This is a genomic window from Pseudomonas sp. QC2 (assembly GCF_002859085.1).
Classification (GTDB): domain Bacteria; phylum Pseudomonadota; class Gammaproteobacteria; order Pseudomonadales; family Pseudomonadaceae; genus Aquipseudomonas; species Aquipseudomonas petroselini.
In genome coordinates this window covers 42,344-63,761 of sequence record NZ_PKKS01000023.1, presented here as the reverse complement: position 1 = coordinate 63,761, position 21,418 = coordinate 42,344, and the positions used below count along the sequence as shown (strand labels likewise).

General features: G+C 58.0%; 25 protein-coding genes. 14 read left to right on the top strand and 11 right to left on the bottom strand.

What is annotated here, in order from left to right; translation table 11 throughout:
* The first annotated feature begins 14 nt into the window (after window positions 1-14).
* From QCBJ_RS20995 to QCBJ_RS20930, 14 genes are all read left to right on the top strand, one after another.
* Complete coding sequence (locus QCBJ_RS20995) at window positions 15-956, top strand: ribose-phosphate pyrophosphokinase (protein WP_003208392.1); 942 nt, start codon at window positions 15-17, stop codon at window positions 954-956.
* A 137-nt stretch (window positions 957-1,093) separates the two neighbouring features.
* The gene (locus QCBJ_RS20990) at window positions 1,094-1,696 is read left to right on the top strand and encodes a 50S ribosomal protein L25/general stress protein Ctc (protein ID WP_012722105.1); all 603 of its coding nucleotides are present in this window, start codon (window positions 1,094-1,096) and stop codon (window positions 1,694-1,696) included.
* A gap of 168 nt (window positions 1,697-1,864) precedes the next feature.
* On the top strand, window positions 1,865-2,449 hold the full coding sequence (gene pth, locus QCBJ_RS20985; protein ID WP_003188350.1) for an aminoacyl-tRNA hydrolase: 585 nt from the start codon (window positions 1,865-1,867) through the stop codon (window positions 2,447-2,449).
* Between the two features lie 21 nt (window positions 2,450-2,470).
* A complete protein-coding gene (gene ychF / locus QCBJ_RS20980) occupies window positions 2,471-3,571 on the top strand; it encodes a redox-regulated ATPase YchF (protein WP_012722103.1) in 1,101 nt (366 codons plus the stop codon).
* Between the two features lie 449 nt (window positions 3,572-4,020).
* Complete coding sequence (locus QCBJ_RS20975; RefSeq protein WP_102061823.1) at window positions 4,021-4,947, top strand: sigma 54-interacting transcriptional regulator; 927 nt, start codon at window positions 4,021-4,023, stop codon at window positions 4,945-4,947.
* Between the two features lie 182 nt (window positions 4,948-5,129).
* Window positions 5,130-5,330, top strand: coding sequence for a hypothetical protein (locus tag QCBJ_RS30055; protein WP_145994238.1), 201 nt, complete (start codon window positions 5,130-5,132; stop codon window positions 5,328-5,330).
* Window positions 5,331-5,825: 495 nt separating this feature from the next.
* Complete coding sequence (gene sctJ, locus QCBJ_RS20965; protein WP_102061548.1) at window positions 5,826-6,647, top strand: type III secretion system inner membrane ring lipoprotein SctJ; 822 nt, start codon at window positions 5,826-5,828, stop codon at window positions 6,645-6,647.
* Window positions 6,640-7,197, top strand: coding sequence for a type III secretion protein (locus tag QCBJ_RS20960; protein ID WP_102061547.1), 558 nt, complete (start codon window positions 6,640-6,642; stop codon window positions 7,195-7,197). Before sctJ ends, QCBJ_RS20960 begins: the two co-directional genes overlap by 8 nt.
* Window positions 7,198-7,199: 2 nt before the next feature.
* Window positions 7,200-7,796: a type III secretion system stator protein SctL gene (gene sctL, locus QCBJ_RS20955; protein WP_102061546.1), complete on the top strand. Its 597-nt coding sequence runs from the start codon at window positions 7,200-7,202 to the stop codon at window positions 7,794-7,796.
* Between the two features lie 87 nt (window positions 7,797-7,883).
* Window positions 7,884-8,102, top strand: a complete 219-nt coding sequence (locus tag QCBJ_RS20950; RefSeq protein ID WP_102061545.1) for a hypothetical protein — start codon at window positions 7,884-7,886, stop codon at window positions 8,100-8,102.
* Between the two features lie 145 nt (window positions 8,103-8,247).
* Window positions 8,248-8,496 (top strand): hypothetical protein, encoded by a 249-nt coding sequence (locus QCBJ_RS20945; protein WP_224795894.1) that lies wholly within the window; start codon window positions 8,248-8,250, stop codon window positions 8,494-8,496.
* A gap of 14 nt (window positions 8,497-8,510) precedes the next feature.
* Entirely contained in the window at window positions 8,511-10,652 is a 2,142-nt protein-coding gene (gene sctC, locus QCBJ_RS20940; RefSeq protein WP_102061544.1) for a type III secretion system outer membrane ring subunit SctC, read from the top strand.
* On the top strand, window positions 10,649-10,852 hold the full coding sequence (gene hrpT / locus QCBJ_RS20935) for an HrpT family type III secretion system protein (RefSeq protein ID WP_012722094.1): 204 nt from the start codon (window positions 10,649-10,651) through the stop codon (window positions 10,850-10,852). The genes sctC and hrpT overlap by 4 nt, the downstream gene beginning before the upstream one ends.
* A gap of 11 nt (window positions 10,853-10,863) precedes the next feature.
* The gene (locus QCBJ_RS20930) at window positions 10,864-11,214 is read left to right on the top strand and encodes a transcriptional regulator (RefSeq protein WP_102061543.1); all 351 of its coding nucleotides are present in this window, start codon (window positions 10,864-10,866) and stop codon (window positions 11,212-11,214) included.
* On the opposite strand, the gene sctU is transcribed toward QCBJ_RS20930, so the two are convergent.
* From sctU to QCBJ_RS20875, 11 genes are read right to left on the bottom strand one after another with little or no spacing between them, the layout of a single operon-like run.
* Window positions 11,215-12,312: a type III secretion system export apparatus subunit SctU gene (gene sctU, locus QCBJ_RS20925; RefSeq protein WP_102061542.1), complete on the bottom strand. Its 1,098-nt coding sequence runs from the start codon at window positions 12,310-12,312 to the stop codon at window positions 11,215-11,217.
* Window positions 12,309-13,097 (bottom strand): type III secretion system export apparatus subunit SctT, encoded by a 789-nt coding sequence (gene sctT / locus QCBJ_RS20920; protein ID WP_102061541.1) that lies wholly within the window; start codon window positions 13,095-13,097, stop codon window positions 12,309-12,311. The genes sctU and sctT overlap by 4 nt, the downstream gene beginning before the upstream one ends.
* Window positions 13,098-13,107: 10 nt before the next feature.
* On the bottom strand, window positions 13,108-13,371 hold the full coding sequence (gene sctS, locus QCBJ_RS20915) for a type III secretion system export apparatus subunit SctS (protein WP_102061540.1): 264 nt from the start codon (window positions 13,369-13,371) through the stop codon (window positions 13,108-13,110).
* A 7-nt stretch (window positions 13,372-13,378) separates the two neighbouring features.
* A complete protein-coding gene (gene sctR, locus QCBJ_RS20910) occupies window positions 13,379-14,032 on the bottom strand; it encodes a type III secretion system export apparatus subunit SctR (protein WP_102061539.1) in 654 nt (217 codons plus the stop codon).
* Entirely contained in the window at window positions 14,029-15,042 is a 1,014-nt protein-coding gene (locus tag QCBJ_RS20905; RefSeq protein WP_046034125.1) for a FliM/FliN family flagellar motor switch protein, read from the bottom strand. Before QCBJ_RS20905 ends, sctR begins: the two co-directional genes overlap by 4 nt.
* Window positions 15,039-15,497, bottom strand: coding sequence for a type III secretion system HrpP C-terminal domain-containing protein (locus QCBJ_RS20900; protein WP_102061538.1), 459 nt, complete (start codon window positions 15,495-15,497; stop codon window positions 15,039-15,041). Before QCBJ_RS20900 ends, QCBJ_RS20905 begins: the two co-directional genes overlap by 4 nt.
* Window positions 15,494-15,922: a YscO family type III secretion system apparatus protein gene (locus QCBJ_RS20895; RefSeq protein ID WP_012722086.1), complete on the bottom strand. Its 429-nt coding sequence runs from the start codon at window positions 15,920-15,922 to the stop codon at window positions 15,494-15,496. Before QCBJ_RS20895 ends, QCBJ_RS20900 begins: the two co-directional genes overlap by 4 nt.
* The gene (locus QCBJ_RS20890) at window positions 15,909-17,267 is read right to left on the bottom strand and encodes a FliI/YscN family ATPase (protein ID WP_102061537.1); all 1,359 of its coding nucleotides are present in this window, start codon (window positions 17,265-17,267) and stop codon (window positions 15,909-15,911) included. Before QCBJ_RS20890 ends, QCBJ_RS20895 begins: the two co-directional genes overlap by 14 nt.
* The gene (locus tag QCBJ_RS20885; protein ID WP_102061821.1) at window positions 17,264-18,163 is read right to left on the bottom strand and encodes an FHA domain-containing protein; all 900 of its coding nucleotides are present in this window, start codon (window positions 18,161-18,163) and stop codon (window positions 17,264-17,266) included. The genes QCBJ_RS20890 and QCBJ_RS20885 overlap by 4 nt, the downstream gene beginning before the upstream one ends.
* Before the next feature lie 34 nt (window positions 18,164-18,197).
* A complete protein-coding gene (sctV, locus tag QCBJ_RS20880; RefSeq protein ID WP_046034129.1) occupies window positions 18,198-20,291 on the bottom strand; it encodes a type III secretion system export apparatus subunit SctV in 2,094 nt (697 codons plus the stop codon).
* Entirely contained in the window at window positions 20,288-21,352 is a 1,065-nt protein-coding gene (locus QCBJ_RS20875) for a TyeA family type III secretion system gatekeeper subunit (protein ID WP_102061536.1), read from the bottom strand. The genes sctV and QCBJ_RS20875 overlap by 4 nt, the downstream gene beginning before the upstream one ends.
* Window positions 21,353-21,418: the final 66 nt, after the last annotated feature.

The window sequence follows — 21,418 nt, the reverse complement described above, 5'->3', positions numbered from 1 at the left end:
TCTAGGTACTGCGCGTGTCCAAGATGATGGTCTTTACGGGGAACGCCAACCCCGATCTGGCTCGACGTGTCGTACGTCAGCTGCATATCCCTCTCGGTGACATCTCTGTCGGTAAATTTTCCGACGGCGAAATTACAGCCGAGATCAATGAAAACGTTCGCGGTAAAGACGTTTTCATTATTCAGCCGACTTGCGCTCCGACCAACGATAACCTGATGGAACTCGTCGTGATGGCTGATGCCTTCCGCCGCTCCTCAGCGACTCGAATCACAGCTGTAATCCCTTACTTTGGTTATGCCCGTCAGGATCGCCGTCCGCGCTCCGCACGTGTGGCTATCAGCGCGAAAGTCGTTGCTGACATGCTGACCGTGGTAGGCATCGACCGTGTTCTCACGGTTGACCTGCACGCTGACCAAATCCAGGGGTTCTTCGATATTCCGGTAGATAACATCTACGGCTCCCCCGTATTGGTGGATGACATCGAAGACCAGCGCTTTGAAAACCTGATGATCGTGTCCCCGGACATTGGTGGCGTCGTGCGTGCACGGGCCGTTGCCAAATCCTTGGGCGTGGACCTCGGGATCATCGACAAACGCCGCGAGAAAGCCAATCACTCTGAAGTGATGCATATCATCGGTGATGTCGAAGGGCGTACCTGTATTCTGGTTGATGACATGGTCGACACCGCCGGCACCCTGTGCCACGCGGCGAAAGCCTTGAAAGAGCACGGTGCCGCTAAAGTCTTCGCCTACTGCACACACCCTGTGTTGTCTGGCCGAGCGATCGAGAACATCGAAAATTCCATGCTGGACGAACTGGTGGTGACCAACACCATCCCGTTGTCCGCTGCTGCTCAAGCCTGTTCGCGTATCCGTCAATTGGATATCGCACCGGTTGTTGCCGAGGCGGTTCGCCGCATCAGCAATGAAGAATCGATCAGCGCGATGTTCCGTTAAGGGTCAAACCTTCGGTCCATCTCACTGACGAAAAGCGCCCCGCCCCGACATGTTGTTGGGGCGGGGCTTTTTTGCCCATGTCGAGTCTGGCGCTGGTCGCAAACGCCGCTCGATGATGGCTATTTTGGAGATACAACATGAATGACTTTACTCTGAACGCCCAAGCGCGTACTGACCTGGGGAAAGGTGCGAGCCGCCGCCTGCGTCACGCCGCCAACATCCCAGCCGTTGTATACGGTGGTAACAAGCCTGCTGAATCCGTGACCATCCTGTCCAAGGAAATCGCCAAACTGTTCGAAAACGAAGCTGCCTACAGCCACGTTATCGAACTGAACGTCGACGGCACCAAGCAGAACGTCATCGTTAAAGCGATGCAGCGTCACCCGTCCAAGCAGTTCATCATGCACGCTGACTTCGTTCGCGTTGTTGCTGGCCAGAAACTGACCGCTATCGTGCCTGTGCACTTTGTTGGTGAAGACGCTCCGGTCAAGAAAGGCGGCGTTGTTTCCCACACTGCTACCGAGCTGGAAGTAACCTGCCTGCCGAAAGATCTGCCTGAGTTCATCGAAGTCGACCTGTCGGCCGCTGAAATCGGCACCATCATTCACTTGTCCGACCTCAAGGCCCCTAAAGGCGTTGAGTTCGTTGCACTGGCTCACAACGACGACAAGGCTGTTGCCAACGTCCACGCGCCACGTGTTGTAGCTGAAGATGAAGAAGGCGAAACCGCTGCAGAGTAATACTCTCTGTGACGTCGGAGCTTGAGGAAACATCGCGGACCGGAACGTAGCGAGAAAGCGGGCGATAACGCGGCGTTTACTCTTGAGTAAATGATGTAATGTCGTCCACTTTCGCCGCACGCAGGTTGCGGCGATGTTATCCACAACTCCAAAGGAAGGGCCCCTGTCGTGACTGCCATTAAACTGATCGTTGGCCTGGGAAATCCAGGCGCCGAATACGAACAGACCCGGCATAACGCGGGGGCCCTTTTTGTTGAGCGCATCGCCCACGCCCAGGGTATAAACCTGGTGGCCGATCGCAAGTATTTTGGCCTGACCGGACGCTTCTCGCATCAGGGTCAGGACGTTCGTCTGCTGATTCCCACCACCTACATGAACCGCAGCGGCCAGGCTGTCGCAGCGCTTGCGGGCTTCTTCCGGATCAAACCCGAGGAAATCCTGGTGGCCCATGACGAACTGGACCTGCCACCCGGTGTAGCCAAGCTCAAGCTGGGCGGCGGGCATGGCGGGCACAATGGCCTGCGCGACATCATCGCGCAGCTGGGTAATCAGAATAATTTCTACCGTCTGCGGCTCGGCATTGGCCACCCAGGCGTTGCCAGTATGGTTTCAAATTTCGTCCTGGGTCGTGCGCCACGCGCCGAACAGGAAAAACTCGATGCCAGCATCGATTTTGCCCTCGGCGTGCTGCCGGATATCTTCGCCGGTGAATGGAACCGCGCGATGAAAAACCTGCACAGCCAGAAGGCCTGACTCTTACCGAGGGGAAACACCATGGGATTCAATTGCGGCATCGTCGGCCTGCCCAACGTCGGCAAATCCACCCTGTTCAACGCCCTGACCAAGTCCGGTATTGCAGCGGAGAACTTCCCCTTCTGCACCATCGAGCCCAACAGCGGCATCGTGGCCATGCCGGACCCGCGCCTGCAGGAACTGGCGGCGATCGTCAATCCCAAGCGCATCCTGCCGACCACCATGGAATTCGTCGACATCGCGGGCCTGGTAGCCGGCGCGTCGAAAGGTGAAGGCCTGGGCAATAAGTTCCTGGCCAACATCCGTGAAACCGATGCGATCGCCCACGTGGTCCGCTGCTTTGAAGACGAAAACGTGATTCACGTCTCCAACAGCGTCGACCCGAAACGCGACATCGAGATCATCGACCTCGAACTGATCTTCGCCGACCTCGACAGCTGCGAAAAGCAACTGCAAAAAGTCGCGCGTAACGCTAAGGGCGGCGACAAGGACGCAGTGGTCCAGAAAGGCCTGCTGGAGCAGTTGATCGCTCACTTCACCTTGGGCAAACCAGCACGCAGCCTGATGAAGAGCATGAATACCGATGAAAAAGCGGTGATCAAAGGCTTCCATCTGCTGACCACCAAACCAGTCATGTACATCGCCAACGTCGCTGAAGACGGCTTCGAAAACAACCCATTGCTCGACGTGGTCAAGGCCATCGCCGACGAGGAAGGCGCGATCGTGGTGCCGGTGTGCAACAAGATCGAGGCGGAAATTGCCGAGCTGGATGATGGCGAAGAAAAGGACATGTTCCTTGAGGCCCTGGGTCTGACAGAGCCTGGCCTGAACCGTGTAATCCGCGCCGGTTACGAGATGCTGCACCTGCAAACCTACTTCACCGCCGGTGTCGAAGAAGTCCGCGCCTGGACCGTCAAGGTCGGCGCTACTGCGCCACAGGCCGCCGGTGTGATCCACACCGACTTCGAAAAGGGCTTTATCCGCGCCGAAGTAATCGCCTACAACGACTTTATCCAGTTCAAGGGTGAAGCCGGTGCCAAGGAAGCGGGTAAATGGCGTTTGGAAGGTAAGGAATACATTGTTAAAGATGGCGATGTGATGCACTTCCGTTTTAACGTGTAAACGTTAACTGCGGTTTATACCGCGAATAAAAAAGCCGATGCAGTGCATCGGCTTTTTTGTGGGCGCTTGATCCTCGTCAAGCGTTTAGACGTGAACGGTCCTCATTAAAAACAGCTCGCATAGCCCTCCCCAGTTCAATACGAAAGAATTCATGAGTGAGATATTTACTCATACATTTTAACCAGTATCAGCTAAAGCCCCTCCTCATAAAATATCAATAAAAAGCCACCTTATTAAAACTATTCCCTACAAAATTAAGACTCCTCTTACATAAAATACCGCCAACTGCACTGCCCAACACTTAAAACTTACTTAATCACCCCCTCCTTGCGTTTTTCATTGCATCTGAAGACCTAAGGGGATCATGACAATATAAAAAAATCCTGTTTAACTGAGCACATATGGAGATATGCCCTCATACAGTGGCCACCGCATCGGAGCACACCACTATGTCGACGCTCAGCCAGAACAGGCTTATAACGGGTATAACTTTTTCTGATTGTCCGAGCATCGAATCGACTGTAAACAACACGGCCGCTCTCGATATAGATATTCTTTTACTGGGAGAAACCGGCACCGGTAAAGATACCTTGGCGCAACGTATACACCACCTGTCCCGTCGCAAAGGAAACTTCATTGCCGTTAATTGCGCCGCCATCCCTGAAAGCCTTGCCGAAAGTCAATTGTTCGGCGTAAACAGTGGCGCCTATACGGGCGCCCTGCAGTCCCGGGCCGGATTCGTTGAAGCGGCCCATCTGGGCACCTTATACCTCGATGAAATCGACAGCATGCCGCTGACGCTGCAAGCCAAGCTATTACGCGTATTGGAATGCCGTGGGGTGGAGCGTTTGGGTTCGACACGATTTATCCCGGTGGACATGCGCGTGATCGCATCTGCCCAGCACGCCCTGGATGAGATGGTCGAGCAAGGCACTTTCCGACGCGACCTGTACTTTCGCTTGAATGTCGTCAGCATTCAGCTGCCAGCGTTGCGAGATCGGCGAGAGCGCATCATACCGATGTTCCTGGACATGATTGAGCAGGAGGCTGATCACTTCAAACTCCCCGTCCCCCTGCCTCCCAGCAAGCAGTTGTTACAACAGTTGCTGTGCCACACCTGGAAGGGCAATGTCCGCGAATTACGCTCCACGGCGAAGCGCTTCGTATTGGGGCTGCCGCCGCTCTGCGCGACCGTGATAACCCACCAAGAAATAGTAATGAACCTGAAGGCCCGTTTGCATCAGGTGGAGAAGTCGCTGATTGAAGCGTCTCTTCGTCAAAACAGCCACTGTGTTGACACGGCGGCAATAGAACTGGGTGTTGCCAAGAGAACGCTCTATCACCGGATTAAGCACCTGGGGGTATCACTGAACTGAGAGTGCCCCCATCAACCAGCGCCCAGCATAAGTGGTTACATTTCTCCAAACAGAGCATCCAGAAATACATGGAACGTATAAATTTCTTGAACCACATAAATCACGGGACGGCTCTACTTTTTGTACAAGACTTGAAGTTTTGCTAAGCCCAGCAAAATTAACGTTATACACGGAGAAACACTATGACTATTCCTAGCGGATCATCCTATTCACCTTATTCGGGCGGTTACGGCAGTGGCGGTATGTCCGCTCAAGACGCTGATGCTGGCTTTGAGGCCGCAGAGGCGAAAAAGCGTGCGGACGGCGTAAAAAACGCATTTAAGAGTGCGGAGAACCAAAACACCGCTGGCATAAAGGCAGCATCCGATAAGCTTCAAGTATGACCGGTTAAACCCCTAGTAACCTTCCCGACATCCTGTGCGAGAAGGTTACTTTAACAAAAGGAGCAAACCTTACCACCAGCAACAATGAACAATGCGATGTTTAACTGTGCGTAACAGGGCCATATAATGATAGCCATTATAAAATCTTCTGAAGTCAACTACTTTACTGAAACTTCCACTCTACCTGAGAGCCTCTCCTCAAGTACGGATGTGAACTTTTTCAACTCAGCCATGGCCCCACCGTCACGCCCGAACCTGAGAGTAAGTCTCCCAAGCACACCGAGCTTACTTTCCGAGGCCGTAGGTAAACTAAGCACCGTGACAGACCGGATGACCAAAAGCCTGCGTGCATTGAGCAGTCCGAATAAGCTTGAGGAAGCTCGGAAATATCCGGGCCAGCTTTCTGACGCACTGTTGCTCCAGCAAATGCTGTCAAAAAGTGTCGGTAAAACGGCTCAATGCATTGATAAAATCAGCAGCCTTCAGTAGGTTAAAATGAATCGCCTGCGACTTATCTTATTAATTATAGGCTTCTCGTTCACGCTGCAGGCCTGCAGTGAACGGGTCGAACTACATCGCCAGCTAACCGAACAGGAAGCCAACGAAGTTGTAGCGGAGCTGGCTGACAAACATATCCGCGCCACTAAAGTTCCCGCAAAAGATGGCGTTATCGTGGTCGTCAATGCAACCGATATTGCGCGCGCCGTACGAACGCTGGAGGCTGTAGGGCTCCCTAGAGCGGCACGCGCGACGTTGGGCGGCACCTTTCGTAAAGAAGGCGTTATTTCCACGCCGCTTGAAGAAAGAGCGCGCTATATCTATGCATTGTCCCAGGAACTGGAAACAACGTTATCGAACATTGACGGCGTTATCGTGGCCCGCGTGCATGTGGTACTGCCCGAGCGTGTTGCTCCGGGTGAGCCGGTACAACCCGCTTCTGCGTCGGTGTTTATCAAACATGATCCGCGGCTTGATCCCGACAACATCAGGGCACGTGTTCGCCGGATGGTTGCAAGTAGTATTCCGGGGATGGCCACGGCGGTCGATAACCCACAAAAACTGACTGTCGTATTCGTGCCGGCGACAGCTTATCTGGAACAACAACGTCTGGCTTACTTCGGGCCGTTTCTGGTTCCGGGAGATGACCTCGGCTTTTGGCGAACCAGTCTGACTGTCTCGCTGCTTGCCTTAGTGCTGATGATTACGGCAGGCATGTTCTGGCAAAAGCGAAAGCAACGGGGTATGCAGGAGTCTGTCTTACCGGCTCAAACACAGGGGCCCTCCCTGGACGTGCCTGCTCATTCAAGCAATGAGTAATCTTTCATGGGCCCAATGGTGGGCGGCCCCCTGGTTATATGCGCATGAAGACTGGAAAAGTACAAATAACTATGCAGCGCTTGTAGAACTTCATCGCAGCGGGCAAGTAGTAACGGCGACACATTACGGCGTCACTCCCTGCCTGCCTTCAATGCCCGACCCCGCATTGCTTCAACTGGCAACTGCTTCAGCAGACCAGCTTGACCTGGGACTTGCGCTGATCGACGGCATCTGCCGACCTGCCTATGCAACCCCTTTAGAGGAACATCATCACCTGTGGTGTAACAGACTGTCCAAGGCGCTACCCCTTGATATCGTGCAGCCTGATAACGATCCGTTGCAATTGCTACGCGCCTGGATCCCCCCTGCGACCTGGCAGAGGATCAGGCTGCGCTTTCCTCGACGACGCGTACTTGATTTGGAAGAAAAGCCACTGACGCTCAATGGCTCGCAGAGCCGTCTCGATACGCTCTGGCATGCCGTGGTGTGGCGTATAGGCGCAATAAACGACAACAGTAGCGTTCCTGATTCATGGGCGCCGGGAGATTAACAATGTTATGTCGACGCACAATCACCTCACCCGGTGGAACGCCGACCGTGCCGGGAAGCCTTATCTCCTGCGAAACCCTGGCAAGTTACACCCAAGCCGGTGACGTAGTAGAGCGGGCGAAGGCGGAGGCCAGGCAATTACTGAGGGCGGCGAAAGAACAACAGGAAGGCATGCTTGAAAAAGCGGGGCTTGAAATATGGCAACGTGCCAATGCCCAACTCAAACGCTGGGAAGTCGACCGCCAGTCCTTGTGTGACAACCTCGAGGAATATGCCACTTCAATTGCCAACCAGACTATTTACCTCTTGCTTGAAGAAACACCTGCCCCGCAACGTATTAACGCACTGATCAAGCAACTACTCGCATGCCACGTTCCTGCAATCAAGGCAACGCTGGTTTGTAACCCACATGAACTTGAGACGGTGAGGCGATGCCTTGACAGTGTCGGTAGTCATCATTGGACGCTGCGCACGGAAAACACCCTCGCCCCTCAAACGCTCCTATTGAACACAGAAGAGAGCGATTTTCGTATTGACTGGATCTCCATGGTTAATGCGCTGATGAAAACCGATGGCAGCCCTTCGGATGAACGGAGCTGAAGCACATTTAATGAAATATAAATGGCTCTCAATGGAACCATTTGGAAATACAAACCAAGAAGGAATATACCGTCAGAGGAAATTTCCATGAAATATTTAGAAGGTTTCAAAGATAGAGTTCTAAGCGATGCAAGGCTCGTTAAAAGAGACTACAACTACGCGGCAGAAAACAACTCTGGATCAGAGGAAGATGTCGAATTATTTTTTACCCTGCTAAAGCAACACCGCACCTCAGAATATATCGTGCAAGAGCAAAATCGAGTGAAGCACATGCTACTCAAATCCGGCCTGGATAGCGTGCCGTAAATTGAAAGAATGGTTTGCGGCGTACTTGATGAGTGGCGCCGGGGAATTCAGATTATTCGAGAACAATGACGAAATTGTCCTACGTCACTGCTCGGACACCCTGGTGCTAAGTGTTCAACTGACTCAACACCCCCCGGACAAATCAATGCTGATGACTTGGATGCGCCTGGGGGCAATCAGCCTCGCTCACTTTCAAGGTGCTCTCGCTCAAGCCCCAGCCAGTGGTGAACTCTGGCTGACTCATTGCGTGCATAACCCACAGGACGAGCAGCATCTGCAGCGCTGTATGGAGTCCCTGCTCAACCAACGCGATACCTGGCGCGCCACCGTTGCGCGCCTGAATAAGCCGGCCCATCAACTCAAACCGACCTCGCTACGTTCGTTGTTGCACTAATCAGGGAAGCCCCTATGCATAACAAGATCAACAAGCGCAGCAGCTTGCGCATGAAACGGCCTGAAACGTCATCCCGCCGTGCCGATTGGCGATGCCTGATTGCATTTGCCTGTTTGCTGACCCCGGTGCATCCGTCCGTCGCCGCCATCCCCGCCGAATGGAAAAACACCGCCTACGCGTATGAGGCCGAGCACAAACCGCTACGCGAAGTGCTCGAAGACTTTGCCCGGACCTTCGGCACGCAACTGCAAATCGAGGGGCTGCTGGAGGGCGACGTCAACGGCAAGATCCGCGCGAACACCCCGCAATCCATGCTGGATAGACTCGGCGTTGAGCACCGTTTTCAGTGGTATCTCTACAACAACACCCTGTTCATCAGCACGCTGGACCAGCAAGAGTCCGCGCGCCTGGAGGTTTCTTCGGAGACCATCAGCGACCTCAAGCAGGCGCTGACCGATATCGGCCTGCTTGATAGTCGTTTCGGCTGGGGCGAATTGCCTGAAGACGGTGTCGTACTGGTCTCCGGCCCCAAAACCTACATCGAACAGATCAAACAGTTCAGCAGCAAACGCCGCTCGGCGGATGAAAAACAGAGCGTGCTCAGCTTCCCACTCAAGTTCGCCAATGCCGCAGACCGCAAAGTGGACTACCGCGGTGAAAAGCTCATTGTCCCCGGCGTCGCGAACATTTTGCGGGGACTCTTGGAGCCCCGCTCAGCCTCGACGCTAACGGGGATGAGCCAACCCGATTCATCCCAGCCGTCCCCTCTAACCCCCAATGTACCTCGGCTGGGCAATCCGTTACTGGGCCAAATGCTCGGTGCAAATGGCAACGCAGGACAATTGGACACGGGTCCGACAGTCACGCCACGCGCCCCGGTCTCCAAGAGCCGGATCCGCGTCGAAGCCGATGTGCGCAATAACGCTGTGCTGATCTATGACCTGCCGGAACGCCAGGCCATGTACCGCGACCTGATCACTCAACTCGACGTCGCGCGCAAGTTGATCGAAATCGACGCAATCATTCTCGATATCGAACGTACGCAATTGCGTGAATTCGGGGTGAACTGGGGTTTCCAGAACAGTCGCTTCCGCGGAGGCGTCAACATGGCACCTGGCACCTCGTCGCAAGTTTCGATTGAAAACCGTGATCGTTTTTACGCCGACATCCGCGCACTGGAGGCCAAGGGCCTGGCAACCATGGTCTCCAACCCTTCGGTGCTCACCCTGGAAAACCAGCCGGCGGTGATCGACTTCAACCGCACCCAATACATCACCCCCGGTAGAGATTACGCAACCATTTTGCCTGTCACGGTGGGCACCAGCCTCCAAGTGGTTCCCCGGGTAACGACGGGCCGCGGCGTTCACCAGATCCATTTGGTCGTCGATATCGAAGACGGTAATTTCGACGAAACCAATCCCGAGCGAGACCCCAATCACCCCGACGTTCGCCGGGGCAAGGTCAGCACCCAGGCCGTGATGCAGGAGAAGCGTTCGCTGGTAGTGGGTGGCTTCCATGTCACAGACAGTTCCGACCAGCAAAAGAAGATTCCGCTGCTGGGGGATATTCCGTTGCTGGGCAAGGCGCTGTTCTCTTCGACAGAACGCCACAACAATCGCCGTGAACGCTTGTTTATCCTGACACCCCGCGTCATCGGCGACCAGGACGACCCATCGCGCTACTTGCCACAGGACGACCAGGCTGAGTTACAAGCGGCCCTCACACCACTGGCCAGGCGCTATTCGCCGCATCAGCCTGTGATCAAACGCAGTGACATCATCACTACGCTGGCCCGCCTGGTCAGTGGGGAAGTGCCCAAAGCGTTCAACGCCGCGCCGATGCCGCTGGGGCTGAACACCTTGTGCAACACCCGTGACTTGCTGGCGCTGAATACCGAACGCAGCCAGTGGTACGCCGGCCCTGAATACAACGTGGCGGTCGTGGTACTGCGCAACCAGTTCAAACGCAATGTGCGTATCGATGAAAAGGAATGCAGCAACTCGCAGACCCTGGCGGTCACCGTGTGGCCGCGTGCCTGGTTAAAGCCGGGTGAAGAAGCCGAGGTGTTTATTGCCATGCGCCCCGTGGTGAAGGATGAACACCTCAGTGTGCCCCGCCCCTCCTTGATCACTCCCACTCAGAAGGCCACGCCATGAAACACCCTGTACTGTGCGTCATGCTGATCGGCGCGGCACTGCTCGTCGCCGGCTGCACCCCCACCTGTAAGGGAGACTCGTGCTCACGCCCACAATCGACCAAGGACAAGATGGTGATCTGGTGGCCGCCGCAAATGCGCGTTGAGCCGGGCCCCGCCGGCGAACGTGCGGATTACCAGACGGTATCGCTGGAACGGTGAGGTCCTCGTAAATGCCCGACGATCAACGCAAGGTATTTCTGGACAACCTGGTGAGCGGCACTGCTGCTCACCTGCCGCTCGCGCCCGGTATCAAGGTAAGCGCACTGCACGCTGGAGATCGCCCGGGACTCGCCCTGCAAGTTGCTCGCGAAGCGCTGCAGACCGGGCAATTGCAGCGGGTATTGGAGCTTCGCTGTGAGCACGCACGGGCGTTCGATGGCTGTTTTGTTTACCTCGACGCCCAGTACGCCCTGGTGATCTGGCATGCACTGCCTGCCTCCAACAGCGCGCTCGACAGGATCCTCAGCCGGATGCTGTCACTGGCCGGCCTGCAAGCCTTGAATACTGGTTCGATCCGCTGATCAGCGCCGTTCAAGCTCCGGCAACTCCAGGGTTTCGCGTTTGGCCTCATCATCAAGCTCGCGCAAGGTGCGGTAGATCAGCGCCACCGCCTGCAAGGTCTCGCGAGGGATGCTTGCGCCCAGCTTGTTCGTGTGGAGCGTGCGCGCCAGCCATACACATTGGATCACCGGCACATCGGCCGCCTTGGCGCGGCGGATCAATGTGCGCGCTTCATCGTCGGTACCTTTGCTCACCAGCATCGGCAGCGGCGTTTTACCGGGACGGTAATACAGGGCAACAGCAAAGTGCGTCGGGTTGACCACCAGCATGTCGGACTCCTCCAGCTTGGGCAGCTTGACCTTGGGTTCTTCCTGGGCCAATTGATACGCCAGCGAACGCCGCTGCCCTTTGACGTGGGGGTCACCCTCCATGTCTTTGTACTCCTTGACCACCTCCACCTGGGTCATGCGCATGCGCTTGGCGAAAAAGTGCCTCACCATGATCAGGTCGATAAGCGCCAGCACCAGCAGCATACCGAGGCAGACATGCAGCAAGTGACGAAACAGCGCAATCAACGCCAGGATGTAACTTTGCAGATCGCTGGTGGCCAGGTTGATCAGCGTACCCAATGAGGGCCAGATCACTACATACAGAATCGAAGCAATCAGGCAGGCCTTCGCAATGCTCATCAGCAGGCTCATCAACTGCTGGGCAGAGAACATCTGCTTGACTTGGCTGATAGGATTGAGGCGATTGAAATCCAGCTTCAGCGTCTCGGGAGCGAACAGCAACCCGAACTGCATCCAACTGCTGATCAGCTTCGTGGTAATCGCCACCCCGACCATCAACAGGGCGAACGAAAAAAACACTGTCATCCCCTCAAACAGCACTTCTTCCAGCGCTCGTGCAAAGGGCTGGGTCAGGCGTGACAACGGCAGTAGCATCAGTTGCTGGAAACGTTGCAGGCTGGTCTCGGCGGTGAACAAAGCGATCTCGCTGATGGCCGTCAATGCCAGCAGCTTTGCAACGTCCTGGCTTTGGGCGACCTGGCCTTTTTTGCGCTGGTCACGCAGTTTCTTGGCTGACGCGGGGTGCTTTTTTTCGCCCGAGTCACTCATGGGATTGCAACCTTGATCAATAGCCCGAGTGAGTGTCTCAGGTCGCCCAGCAGGCTCATGCGCCCGACGATCAGGTCCTGCAGCAGCGCAAAGTAGAGAAGAAGGATGCCGATACCCGCCAGGCTTTTGACCGGTGGCGCCAGCGTGCTGACCTGCAATTGCTGACTGTAGACGCCCAGCAGCGCGATACCGAATTCGAGCAACAGCAACACCGCGATAAAGGGCGCGGCGTAGAGCAACATGTGCGTGAAGGTGTCACCCAACAGGTCGATGAACACGCTCATGCCATTCGCCGCCGGCAGCGGGAACCATGCGGTGGGAGGCCAGATCAGGTAGCTGTCCCAGATCACCTGGGTCAACGTGCCCAACCCCAGGCTCACCATCAGCAGGAAAATCGCCAGTTGCTTGAACAAATGTCCAATCGGCGTCGCATCCGGCCCCAACGAGGGGTTTAGCTGACCGCCAGCCAGAGCGCCGCGTTGGTTATCCAGCAGCGCCCCCACTGACTCGAACATCCAGAACGGCATCGACAGCAGTACCCCCAGCAGCAACCCCAGCGCCATCTCCTTAAGCACCAGCGCGGCCAGTATCAGCGCCGAGTAGTCCTGCCCCTCCAAGGCCGCATGAATACCCGGTGCAGGCAGCAGCGCCATGACCATCACAATGGTGCCCCGGAGCCTGCCGCGTATATGTTGAAAACAGAACGCGGCCACCAGCAGGGCGCAGGGGTAGATACGCGCCATGCCGATGAGCAGGCTGGGTAGAAACTCGAGGTATAGCAGCACTGGCGATACCTCAATTCAGGGCCGAGCGGCCGATCATGTCGAAGGTCAGATTGATCAGCTGGATCAACTCCACGCCAATCCAGCGCCCGGTCATGACCAACGTGATACCCACCGCCACCAACTTGATACCAAAGGGCAGCGTCTGGTCCTGTATCTGCATCAGCGCCTGCACCAGCGACGTCATCACCCCCACCACCACTGCCACAATCAACGGTGGCGCCGACAGCACCACCACCAGCAACATGCCCTGCTTGAACAGCACAATCGGTTCCATAAGCCCCTCAAAGATAGGAAAGGAACAGGCTGTCGAGCAGACGCGACCAGCCGGACACCATCACGAACAACAGCAGTTTGAGCGGGAGGGAAATGGTCATCGGCGAGACCATTTGCATGCCCAACGCCAGCAGCAGGTTGGAGACAATAAGATCGATGACGATGAAGGGGATGTAGATCAAGAAGCCGATCTCGAAGCCCGCCTGCAGTTGCGACAGAACAAACGCTGGGATCAGCAGGATCAGGTCTTCGCGCTGTACCTCCTGGGCCATTTTCGCGGGCCACAGGCGCGCGGTATTTTCCAACAGATGCGTAAGCACATCCGGGTCCACGTTGCGCAGCATGAAGGCACACAATGGTTGGATCGCCTCACGCCCCGTCTGCAGGAACATCTTCACGCTGCTCGTGTCCAGGGGCGCAACCTTGACGCTCTCGGCAATCTCGTAACCGACCGGCGCCATGATAAACAGCGTGGCAGCCAACGCGATGCCATTGATGGCCATGCTCGGCGGCACCTGCTGCACACCGATAGCGTTGCGGGTGATCATCAGCACAATGACAATCTTCAAGAAGGATGTGCAGATGATCAACAGCATAGGCATCAACGACAACGCGCCAATGAATAGCGCGAGGATGAGGGGGTCTACCCCCTGAAATGTCATCGACCGAACATCACGCGCGACAACTGCAAACCCAGGCGCCCGTCGACTTCCACCAACTGTCCCTGGCCAATAGGCCGATCACCGTAATAGAGGCCCGCCATGCCCGGTGCGTAGCCGGCAATGCCCAGCACCGCGCCCGGCGCGAGGTTGCGCAACTCGCCCAGGGTGAGGTTCAACGTGCCGCAGCGTACGTTCAGCGCCATGCTCAGTTCATCAAATGGCTCGTGACCGAATACGTCCGTCACGGGTTCATCGTCTTCTTCCCCGGCGTAGTGGGGGGCTATGAATTCTTCGTCCACAGACGTCTCCTCGATTGAAGTAAGGGTCAGGCACAACGGCCCACTGTCATCGTCAATGCACCCATGCAATCGGTGTGTGCCAACCTGTACGTAGCCATTGCCCTGGGCTAGAAAAAAGCTCTGCTCAAGCACCAGCACATCACCGACCCGCAGGCTGCGTGCTTGCGCGATCGGTAACTGCAAACGCCCAAGGGTCACCGCGATAGCCAGTCGAAACGACGCGGGCATCGGCCCGGCGCGGCCACGCCACGGGCCGGCATCGCACAACGCCAGGAAACTCTCCGGGCTCAGCCACACATACCCCTCGACCCGGGTTTGCCCCAGGGTCACACTGAGTCGGCAGCCAAACGCCTTGGGTCGGTCGGTCTCCAGCAATCGCACATAGCCCAACAAGGCTCGCACCTGAGGACTCAGGTGAAGCTGGAACAGCTCCCAGAACCAGGAATCCGGATCGTTGCCGGAGGGGGCCAACGTCACAGGGCACTCGCCCAGCAGGCTGAGCAACGGACCGGCTTCGGCGAGCGCCAGCACGCCACACACCGTTTCGAAGCACACCGCTTCGCCTCTTGCGGGGGCACGCCCAGGCTCGAGCCGCAACTGGCCACCCTGCCCGGCCACCTGAAACGCCAGGCTCAGGCCACGGCCCAGTCGACGTCGCGCGGCAACCGTGCTGCTCTTAACCAAAGGCACTGTCAGCAGCGGCACTATCATGCGCAGCCGACAGTGGGCAGATGCAGGCTGACCGGCTGACCCAGCGTGGCCGCAAACCGATCCTCACACTGTTGCCGCACGCCGCTTAACCAACGCGCCGTCGCAGCTTCCTCCGCCTCCAGGTCGATACTCCAGGCACCTTGTTCGCGGCGCACACTGGCGTTGATCCGCCCCAGGCGGGGCAAGTACAAGACCGCCTTGAGCGGCCACTGGGGCGCGGCCTGCAGACGCGGCGCCAGTTGCTCGGCAAGCGCCTCGATCATGACGGCATCGCCCGACGCCCGGGTTCCGAACAGGGACGCCTGCGCCCCTGAGCCCTCATCGTCAGCGGCCCAGCACTGGGCAAACAACCGCGTCAGCTCCGCCGGCACCCCATCTGCGCCCCCGGGTTCTCGCTCCTCTCGCGGATCACGTCGGCGTGGACGTTCAGCGGGTTTATCTGAAACCTGGGTCATGTCGGCTCCTGCGCCAATAAAAGGGATAGCTCCTGAAGTTTTTCCACCTGCCGCAGGCACTCAGTGACCTGTTTCTGGGCTGTGCCGACGCGGGTTTGCTTCTCTTCGCGCTGCCCCTGCAAGGCCTCCAACTGCCCCATGTCCCGCCGGGTATTGGCAGACAAGGAACGCTCCTGGCCGCCCCAGGACTTCAGGGCTTTCAAGGTCAGTACCTGCCCCTGGTGCTGGCTGAGCAACCGAGCACTTTGCAGGGCCTCCTCTTGCCGAGTGTGCTCAAGCGCATCCTGGGCCTGCTGGATATTCGCAAGCAGGGCCTGCTGGGCACGCTTAGCCTCACGCAGGGCGCGCTCGGCCCGATCCGCACGGTGCCGGCGCAGGCGCCTTAGCGTCTCCACTTCACTGAGCAGCACATCAGAATGGGACATAGGTGGTCAGCTCCTTGAGTTGCGCAAGCGTCGCGGCCATCGGTACAGGCTCACGCAAGTCCTGGCGCAAGAAACCATCGACAGCCTGGCGACTGTCCACAGCCAGGTCGGTCAAGGCATCACTCCCTGGCTGGTATTCCCCCAGCTTGAGCATCAGCTCGATCTGCTGATAGGCCGACAACAAGCGTCGCAACGCCGTACCCGCCTGAATATCCTCGGGCTGGGCGACGTTGCTCAAAATCCGCGACAGGCTCGCCAGCACATCCACCGCGGGATAGTGCCCACGCTCGGCCAACTTACGGGACAGTACGATATGGCCGTCGAGCAGCGAGCGCACTTCATCGGCCACCGGGTCGTTCATTGAGTCCTGCTCGATCAGCACGGTGTAGATCGCCGTGATCACGCCGTCACGGGTCAACCCGGCGCGCTCGACCAACCGCGGCAACAGGCTGTACACCGACGGCGGCAGCCCCCCACGGCCCAGGGGCTCACCGGCGGCCAGGCCGATTTCGCGCTGGGCCCTGGCGAAACGGGTCAGGGAGTCGATCAGCAGCAACACGCGCAGGCCCTTGCGCCGATAACCCTCAGCCAACGCCGTCGCCGTGAACGCGGCACGCGCTCGTTCCATGCTGGAACGATCGGAGGTGGCACACACCAGCACCGCTTTGGAACGCAGTTGCTCATCCAGCTCGTGGTCGAGAAACTCACGCAGCTCGCGCCCCCGCTCGCCGATCAGGCCGAACACGATGACATCACACTCCACGTTACGGGCGATCTCGGCCAACAGGGTGGTCTTGCCGCAACCGGCCCCGGCGAACAGGCCCACGCGCTGGCCTTCGCCCAGCGTCAACAGGCCATCGATGGAACGCACCCCAGTGGCCAGCGCGCGGTGGATCCGTGGCCGCTCGGTGGGCAACGGCGCCTCACACAACACCGCGCTGGTGTCCGGCAAGTCGGCCTCGACAAACGCACCGGGACCTTCGCCCGAGATCGGCCGCCCGAAACCATCCAGCACCTGGCCCAGCAGTGCCTCGCTGACCTGCACCCGATGCGCGACCCCGAGGCGCTCGACGCCGGCGCCCACCTGGACCCCTTCCAGGTTGCCCAGCGCACTGAGCACAGCATCCTGCTGATCGAAACCAATGATCTCTGCGAGCATATAGTCGCCCGGCTTTTTCTCCACACGGCATAAATCACCGATACGCGCCTGGGGGAGTCGACACTGCAACAACATGCCATTTACGCGCTGGATGCGGCCCCGCATCGTCACGGGCGCGAAGGTCGCCAGCGACTGGGCCTGGCGCTGCTGCCAGGCGTCGAGACGCGCTTGCAGTTGCGCGTTCACCAGCGCACCTCATAACGCTGTACGCCGTCAAAAACCACTTTGCTGTTGTCGATCAGCACCAGGCGCAGGCCATCCACTTCATCCCCGACAAACAGCCGACTGCCCTCCTCCAGGACCACATGGCCATTGGGCCCACCCACGATCTGCACAATCTTGAACGGCAACGCCCCATCCCGTACGCGCACACGGCTGATCACCGGCACCGCGCTGTCAAATTGCTCGCCAAAACGGTTGAGCATGCGCGCGACCAGTTCGACATCATCCTGTGAGACATCCCCACTGAGCGCGACCTGCCCATTGATGACCTGCAAATTGACGCGCTGGCTCAATTCACGCTCGCCGAGCATCTTCAACAACTGTTGGCGCACTTCGAACGGCGAGGCCAGTTCCTGTTTCTGAACAACCGGCGGCATCAAGGAAGCCTGGGCCTCAGGCTCTCCAGTGGAGGCCATCCCCACCACGATGAAGATGGCCGTCACCACCAATACCAAGGTAATCAGGCGTTTTTGCTGCGAGTGCGTGATGGTCGATAACTTAAGTACCCGCGCCGGGTCATTGACCTGGGACGACGCTACCGGTGCAGGGGCCGGCGCCTGGGGCCAGGGTTGATCGGCCGAGGTGACACACAGCCGCACGCCTCCCACCGAAAATGTGACGTTCGGCGCCAAGCGTGCGATCTGTGCCAGTAACTGACCATCAGCCCCATGCAACAGTCCTGCCTCGGCCTGCACTGACCAGTTCGAGTCGATGAATCTCAGCCACGCATGGTGCTCGGCGATACCCGGATCGTTCAGCACCAGGTCAGCATCGATGTGGGCACCGATGCTCCACTGCTCCCCAAACAAGGGCAACGCAGCGCCCTGATGCAGCCCATCGAGCACTCGCAACTCAAACATCATCGCGCCCTCCCTGCGGGACATCGTCCAGCGCTCATGCCACCGCCCCGCGCATCAACTCGTCCTGGCCAAGGTCGAAGCGCCCCAGCACTTTGACCTTGGAGGTACTGCCCAGCTCGGCGAAAGACAGCACCGGTACGTGGTTGAATTCTTCCAGCAACAACGTACGCAAAGGGCTGCGCAAGTCCTGCGCGACGAGCATCACGCTCTTGAGTTTGGGGCGCACCGAAAAGGCTTGATTGAGCAAGTTGACCAACGCCGCGCTGTGTTCGTCGTCGAGTGCAAAGAACACCCCAGTCTGGGTCTGGCGTAGAGCCTCACGCAGGATGTTTTCCGCCTGCGGCGACAGTAACCAGGCATGCAGGCCGTCGGCTTCGCTGTACTGATGGTAGATCTGCGCCTTGAGCGCAATGCGCGCATAGTCGGCCAACGCGTCCGGTTCACGCTCATGCTGACCGTACTCGATCAGCGACTCGACAATCAGCCGCACCGCGCGCAACGGCACACCCTCGCTGGCCAGGCGTTGCAACACCGCCGAAAAACGTGACAGCGGCATGATCCGCTGCAGCTCCTGGACCAATTCCGGCTGGTTGTGCTCCAGCCAACTGAGGATTGACTTGCTCTCCTGAATTCCCAGGAACTGCGGCCCGCTGAGCATCATGGCCTGCTTCATGCGCTCAACAATCAGGCTCGCGGCGGTGAAGCGCTCCAACTGCGGATCATCGAGCAGCGGATCGCCCAGCGGTAACCAGACCCAATGTTGTTCATCGCGCTCTGCCAGCCCCGGTATGCCGTGTTCAGGCTCAACCGTCAGCGCCTTACGCTCAACCGCCACGAGGTTGACCACCGACGCCTTGACCATCGGTACCTCATGCACACAGAAGCGCATTTCCTCGTCGGCCAGCGAGTCATCAAGTTCCACCTCGAACGGTGGCAGTGTCAGGCCAATGTTCGCGACCAGCGCATTTCGCGCCTGGCGAATCGAGTGCACAAGATCAGCCACCTCAGGCGTCCCCCGCAGCGCTGGGGAGAACTGCAACAGGTAGGGCCTCGATGGATCAAACCCACGCAAGTCCTCACGACCGTTCTCTTCGGGACGCACCACGTCGGCGACTTCAGCTTCCGGCTGCTCTTGCCGCTGGCGCTGACGCGCCAGGTAATACCCCAAGCTGCCGGTGATCAGCGCTATCAGGATAAACACCCCGGTAGGCATGCCGGGTACTGCGGCAAAGGCAAGCATCCCTACCGAAGCGATCATCCAGCTCTTGGGTTCGCTGGTCATCTGCCGGGCAATTTCGGCCCCTATATTGCTGACGCCCTTGCGCCCATCCGGCGCCACACGGGTGATGATCATGCCGGCAGTGAGGGAGATCAGCAGCGCCGGGATCTGCGCAATCAGGCCGTCACCAATGGTCAGCACCGAGTACAGCGCCATCGAGTCGGCGGCGCTCAAACCGTGCTGGAACATGCCCGTGGAGAAACCGCCCAACAGGTTGACCACGACGATGATCAAGCCGGCGATAGCGTCGCCCTTGACGAACTTCATCGCCCCGTCCATGGCACCGAACAACTGGCTCTCACGGGACAACTGCTCCCGCTTGTCCCTGGCTTGCATGCCGTCAATCAAACCGGCGCGCAAGTCGCTGTCGATGGACATCTGCTTGCCGGGCATCGCATCCAGGCTGAAACGCGCCGCCACTTCGGCCACCCGCTCCGAGCCTTTGGTGATCACCAGGAAGTTGACCAGGGTCAGGATCAGAAAGATCACCATCCCCACCGCCAGGTTGCCGCCGACCACGAAATTGCCAAAGGCCTCGACGATGTCACCGGCATCCTGTTCCAACAGGATCAGGCGCGTTGTCGCAATCGACAGCGCCAGGCGAAACATGGTGGTCAACAGCAGAATCGAGGGGAACGACGAGAATGCCAGGGGGCCCGGCAGGTACAGCGCCAATACGATCAACAGGCACGAAATGCAGATATTGAGCGCAATCAGAATGTCCACCAGCCAGGTAGGCAGCGGCACGATGAAGATGAATACGATGGCCATCACCACCACGGCGCCCAGCACTTCGGCGCGCTGCGCTACCTTGAGCAAAAACCGGTTGATGGCCGAAAGCGCAGTCACGCCAGGGGCCCCAGCTCATCGGGAAAACGTGCAGGACCACGCGCAATCCGCTCCATTTCTCCCATCACTGCCAGGAAGCCACGCAGGGTTTCTTCACGTACTCGGCTATCGAGCCACAACGCCAATGGCAATTGCTGGACCAAGGGGTAAAGCGCATTCAGAGACAACAATTTCTGGCGTTCCGACGCCCCACCAAAATCATCCCCAAACCTTAGGATTTCGGCAGTCGAAATGCCGCTGCCGGCGAAACCCAACAGGCGCTGCAGCAGACCCACAGCGTCATGATCGATGCCCAGGCGCTGAAGCAGCGCGTGACACCCCGCCAGCACCCCGCTCAACTGCCCACAGCTTTGCAGGCCCAGTAGCAAAGTACGCAACAGAGGTGTCGGCATTGACGACACCTTGGCCGCGATATCGTCCGCCAAGGCCTTTCGCATCACCTTCAGCCCGTCGGCAAACCGGTCGCCGCCGTACACGCCCAGCAGCGCATGCATCATCGTCGCCAACGATTGACGTGTGACCACACTGGCATAGTAGAGCGTGCGTAGCGCCTGGCGCTCCTGAGGGTCGACAGAGGCCGCCTGCAACGCCACGGCAATGTTCAGGCCCGCCTGGATTTCCCCTTTGTAACGGACCTCCAACTTGGCAATCGCATCACGCGCCAAGGCCGCTTCCGACGGGCGCACCTCGGTGTCCGCCTGGGCCGCCACATACTTGAGCACCACAAACGCGCGTGCCGGGTCCCCGCCCGCGAGTTCCAGCAATTTGTCGACATTCGGTTGCTGCAGCAATTGCCAGCGGATGCGACGTGAAAAACTTGCCAGGGTCGCCTGGGCTGGATGGCCCAACTGATCATAGATATGCGCAAGCTGCTCGGATGGGAGTACGCGCACGCCAATCTTCCTCTCACCCAACGTGCGACTGTTAGTGTCCACTTCCTGGTTGAACAGCAAAGCGAGTTCATCCATGCCCTTGACGGGCGCAGGAACGGAGGACTGGATGACAGCAGGCTGATCCAGCTGTTGGACCGGTTGCACATCGGGGGAAAATTCAACTTTCATGGACAGGCCCGAACAGGAAGAGTGTTTCCCTGTGTGGCAAGACCCGACCATGCGGTTCCATCAATA

Excerpts from the sequence above, each read along its gene's own strand:
- QCBJ_RS20960 (WP_102061547.1), top strand. The coding sequence starts at position 6,640 with ATGAGTAATCTTTCATGGGCCCAATGGTGGGCGGCCCCCTGGTTATAT.
- QCBJ_RS20975 (WP_102061823.1), top strand. The coding sequence starts at position 4,021 with ATGTCGACGCTCAGCCAGAACAGGCTTATAACGGGTATAACTTTTTCT.
- sctL (WP_102061546.1), top strand. The coding sequence starts at position 7,200 with ATGTTATGTCGACGCACAATCACCTCACCCGGTGGAACGCCGACCGTG.
- sctU (WP_102061542.1), bottom strand. The coding sequence starts at position 12,312 with ATGAGTGACTCGGGCGAAAAAAAGCACCCCGCGTCAGCCAAGAAACTG.
- ychF (WP_012722103.1), top strand. The coding sequence starts at position 2,471 with ATGGGATTCAATTGCGGCATCGTCGGCCTGCCCAACGTCGGCAAATCC.
- sctS (WP_102061540.1), bottom strand. The coding sequence starts at position 13,371 with ATGGAACCGATTGTGCTGTTCAAGCAGGGCATGTTGCTGGTGGTGGTG.
- QCBJ_RS20875 (WP_102061536.1), bottom strand. The coding sequence starts at position 21,352 with ATGAAAGTTGAATTTTCCCCCGATGTGCAACCGGTCCAACAGCTGGAT.
- QCBJ_RS20895 (WP_012722086.1), bottom strand. The coding sequence starts at position 15,922 with ATGTCCCATTCTGATGTGCTGCTCAGTGAAGTGGAGACGCTAAGGCGC.
- QCBJ_RS20885 (WP_102061821.1), bottom strand. The coding sequence starts at position 18,163 with ATGTTTGAGTTGCGAGTGCTCGATGGGCTGCATCAGGGCGCTGCGTTG.
- QCBJ_RS20990 (WP_012722105.1), top strand. The coding sequence starts at position 1,094 with ATGAATGACTTTACTCTGAACGCCCAAGCGCGTACTGACCTGGGGAAA.
- QCBJ_RS20905 (WP_046034125.1), bottom strand. The coding sequence starts at position 15,042 with ATGATAGTGCCGCTGCTGACAGTGCCTTTGGTTAAGAGCAGCACGGTT.
- sctJ (WP_102061548.1), top strand. The coding sequence starts at position 5,826 with ATGAATCGCCTGCGACTTATCTTATTAATTATAGGCTTCTCGTTCACG.
- QCBJ_RS20945 (WP_224795894.1), top strand. The coding sequence starts at position 8,248 with ATGCTGATGACTTGGATGCGCCTGGGGGCAATCAGCCTCGCTCACTTT.
- sctR (WP_102061539.1), bottom strand. The coding sequence starts at position 14,032 with ATGACATTTCAGGGGGTAGACCCCCTCATCCTCGCGCTATTCATTGGC.
- QCBJ_RS20950 (WP_102061545.1), top strand. The coding sequence starts at position 7,884 with ATGAAATATTTAGAAGGTTTCAAAGATAGAGTTCTAAGCGATGCAAGG.
- QCBJ_RS20900 (WP_102061538.1), bottom strand. The coding sequence starts at position 15,497 with ATGACCCAGGTTTCAGATAAACCCGCTGAACGTCCACGCCGACGTGAT.
- QCBJ_RS30055 (WP_145994238.1), top strand. The coding sequence starts at position 5,130 with ATGACTATTCCTAGCGGATCATCCTATTCACCTTATTCGGGCGGTTAC.
- QCBJ_RS20930 (WP_102061543.1), top strand. The coding sequence starts at position 10,864 with ATGCCCGACGATCAACGCAAGGTATTTCTGGACAACCTGGTGAGCGGC.
- sctC (WP_102061544.1), top strand. The coding sequence starts at position 8,511 with ATGCATAACAAGATCAACAAGCGCAGCAGCTTGCGCATGAAACGGCCT.
- hrpT (WP_012722094.1), top strand. The coding sequence starts at position 10,649 with ATGAAACACCCTGTACTGTGCGTCATGCTGATCGGCGCGGCACTGCTC.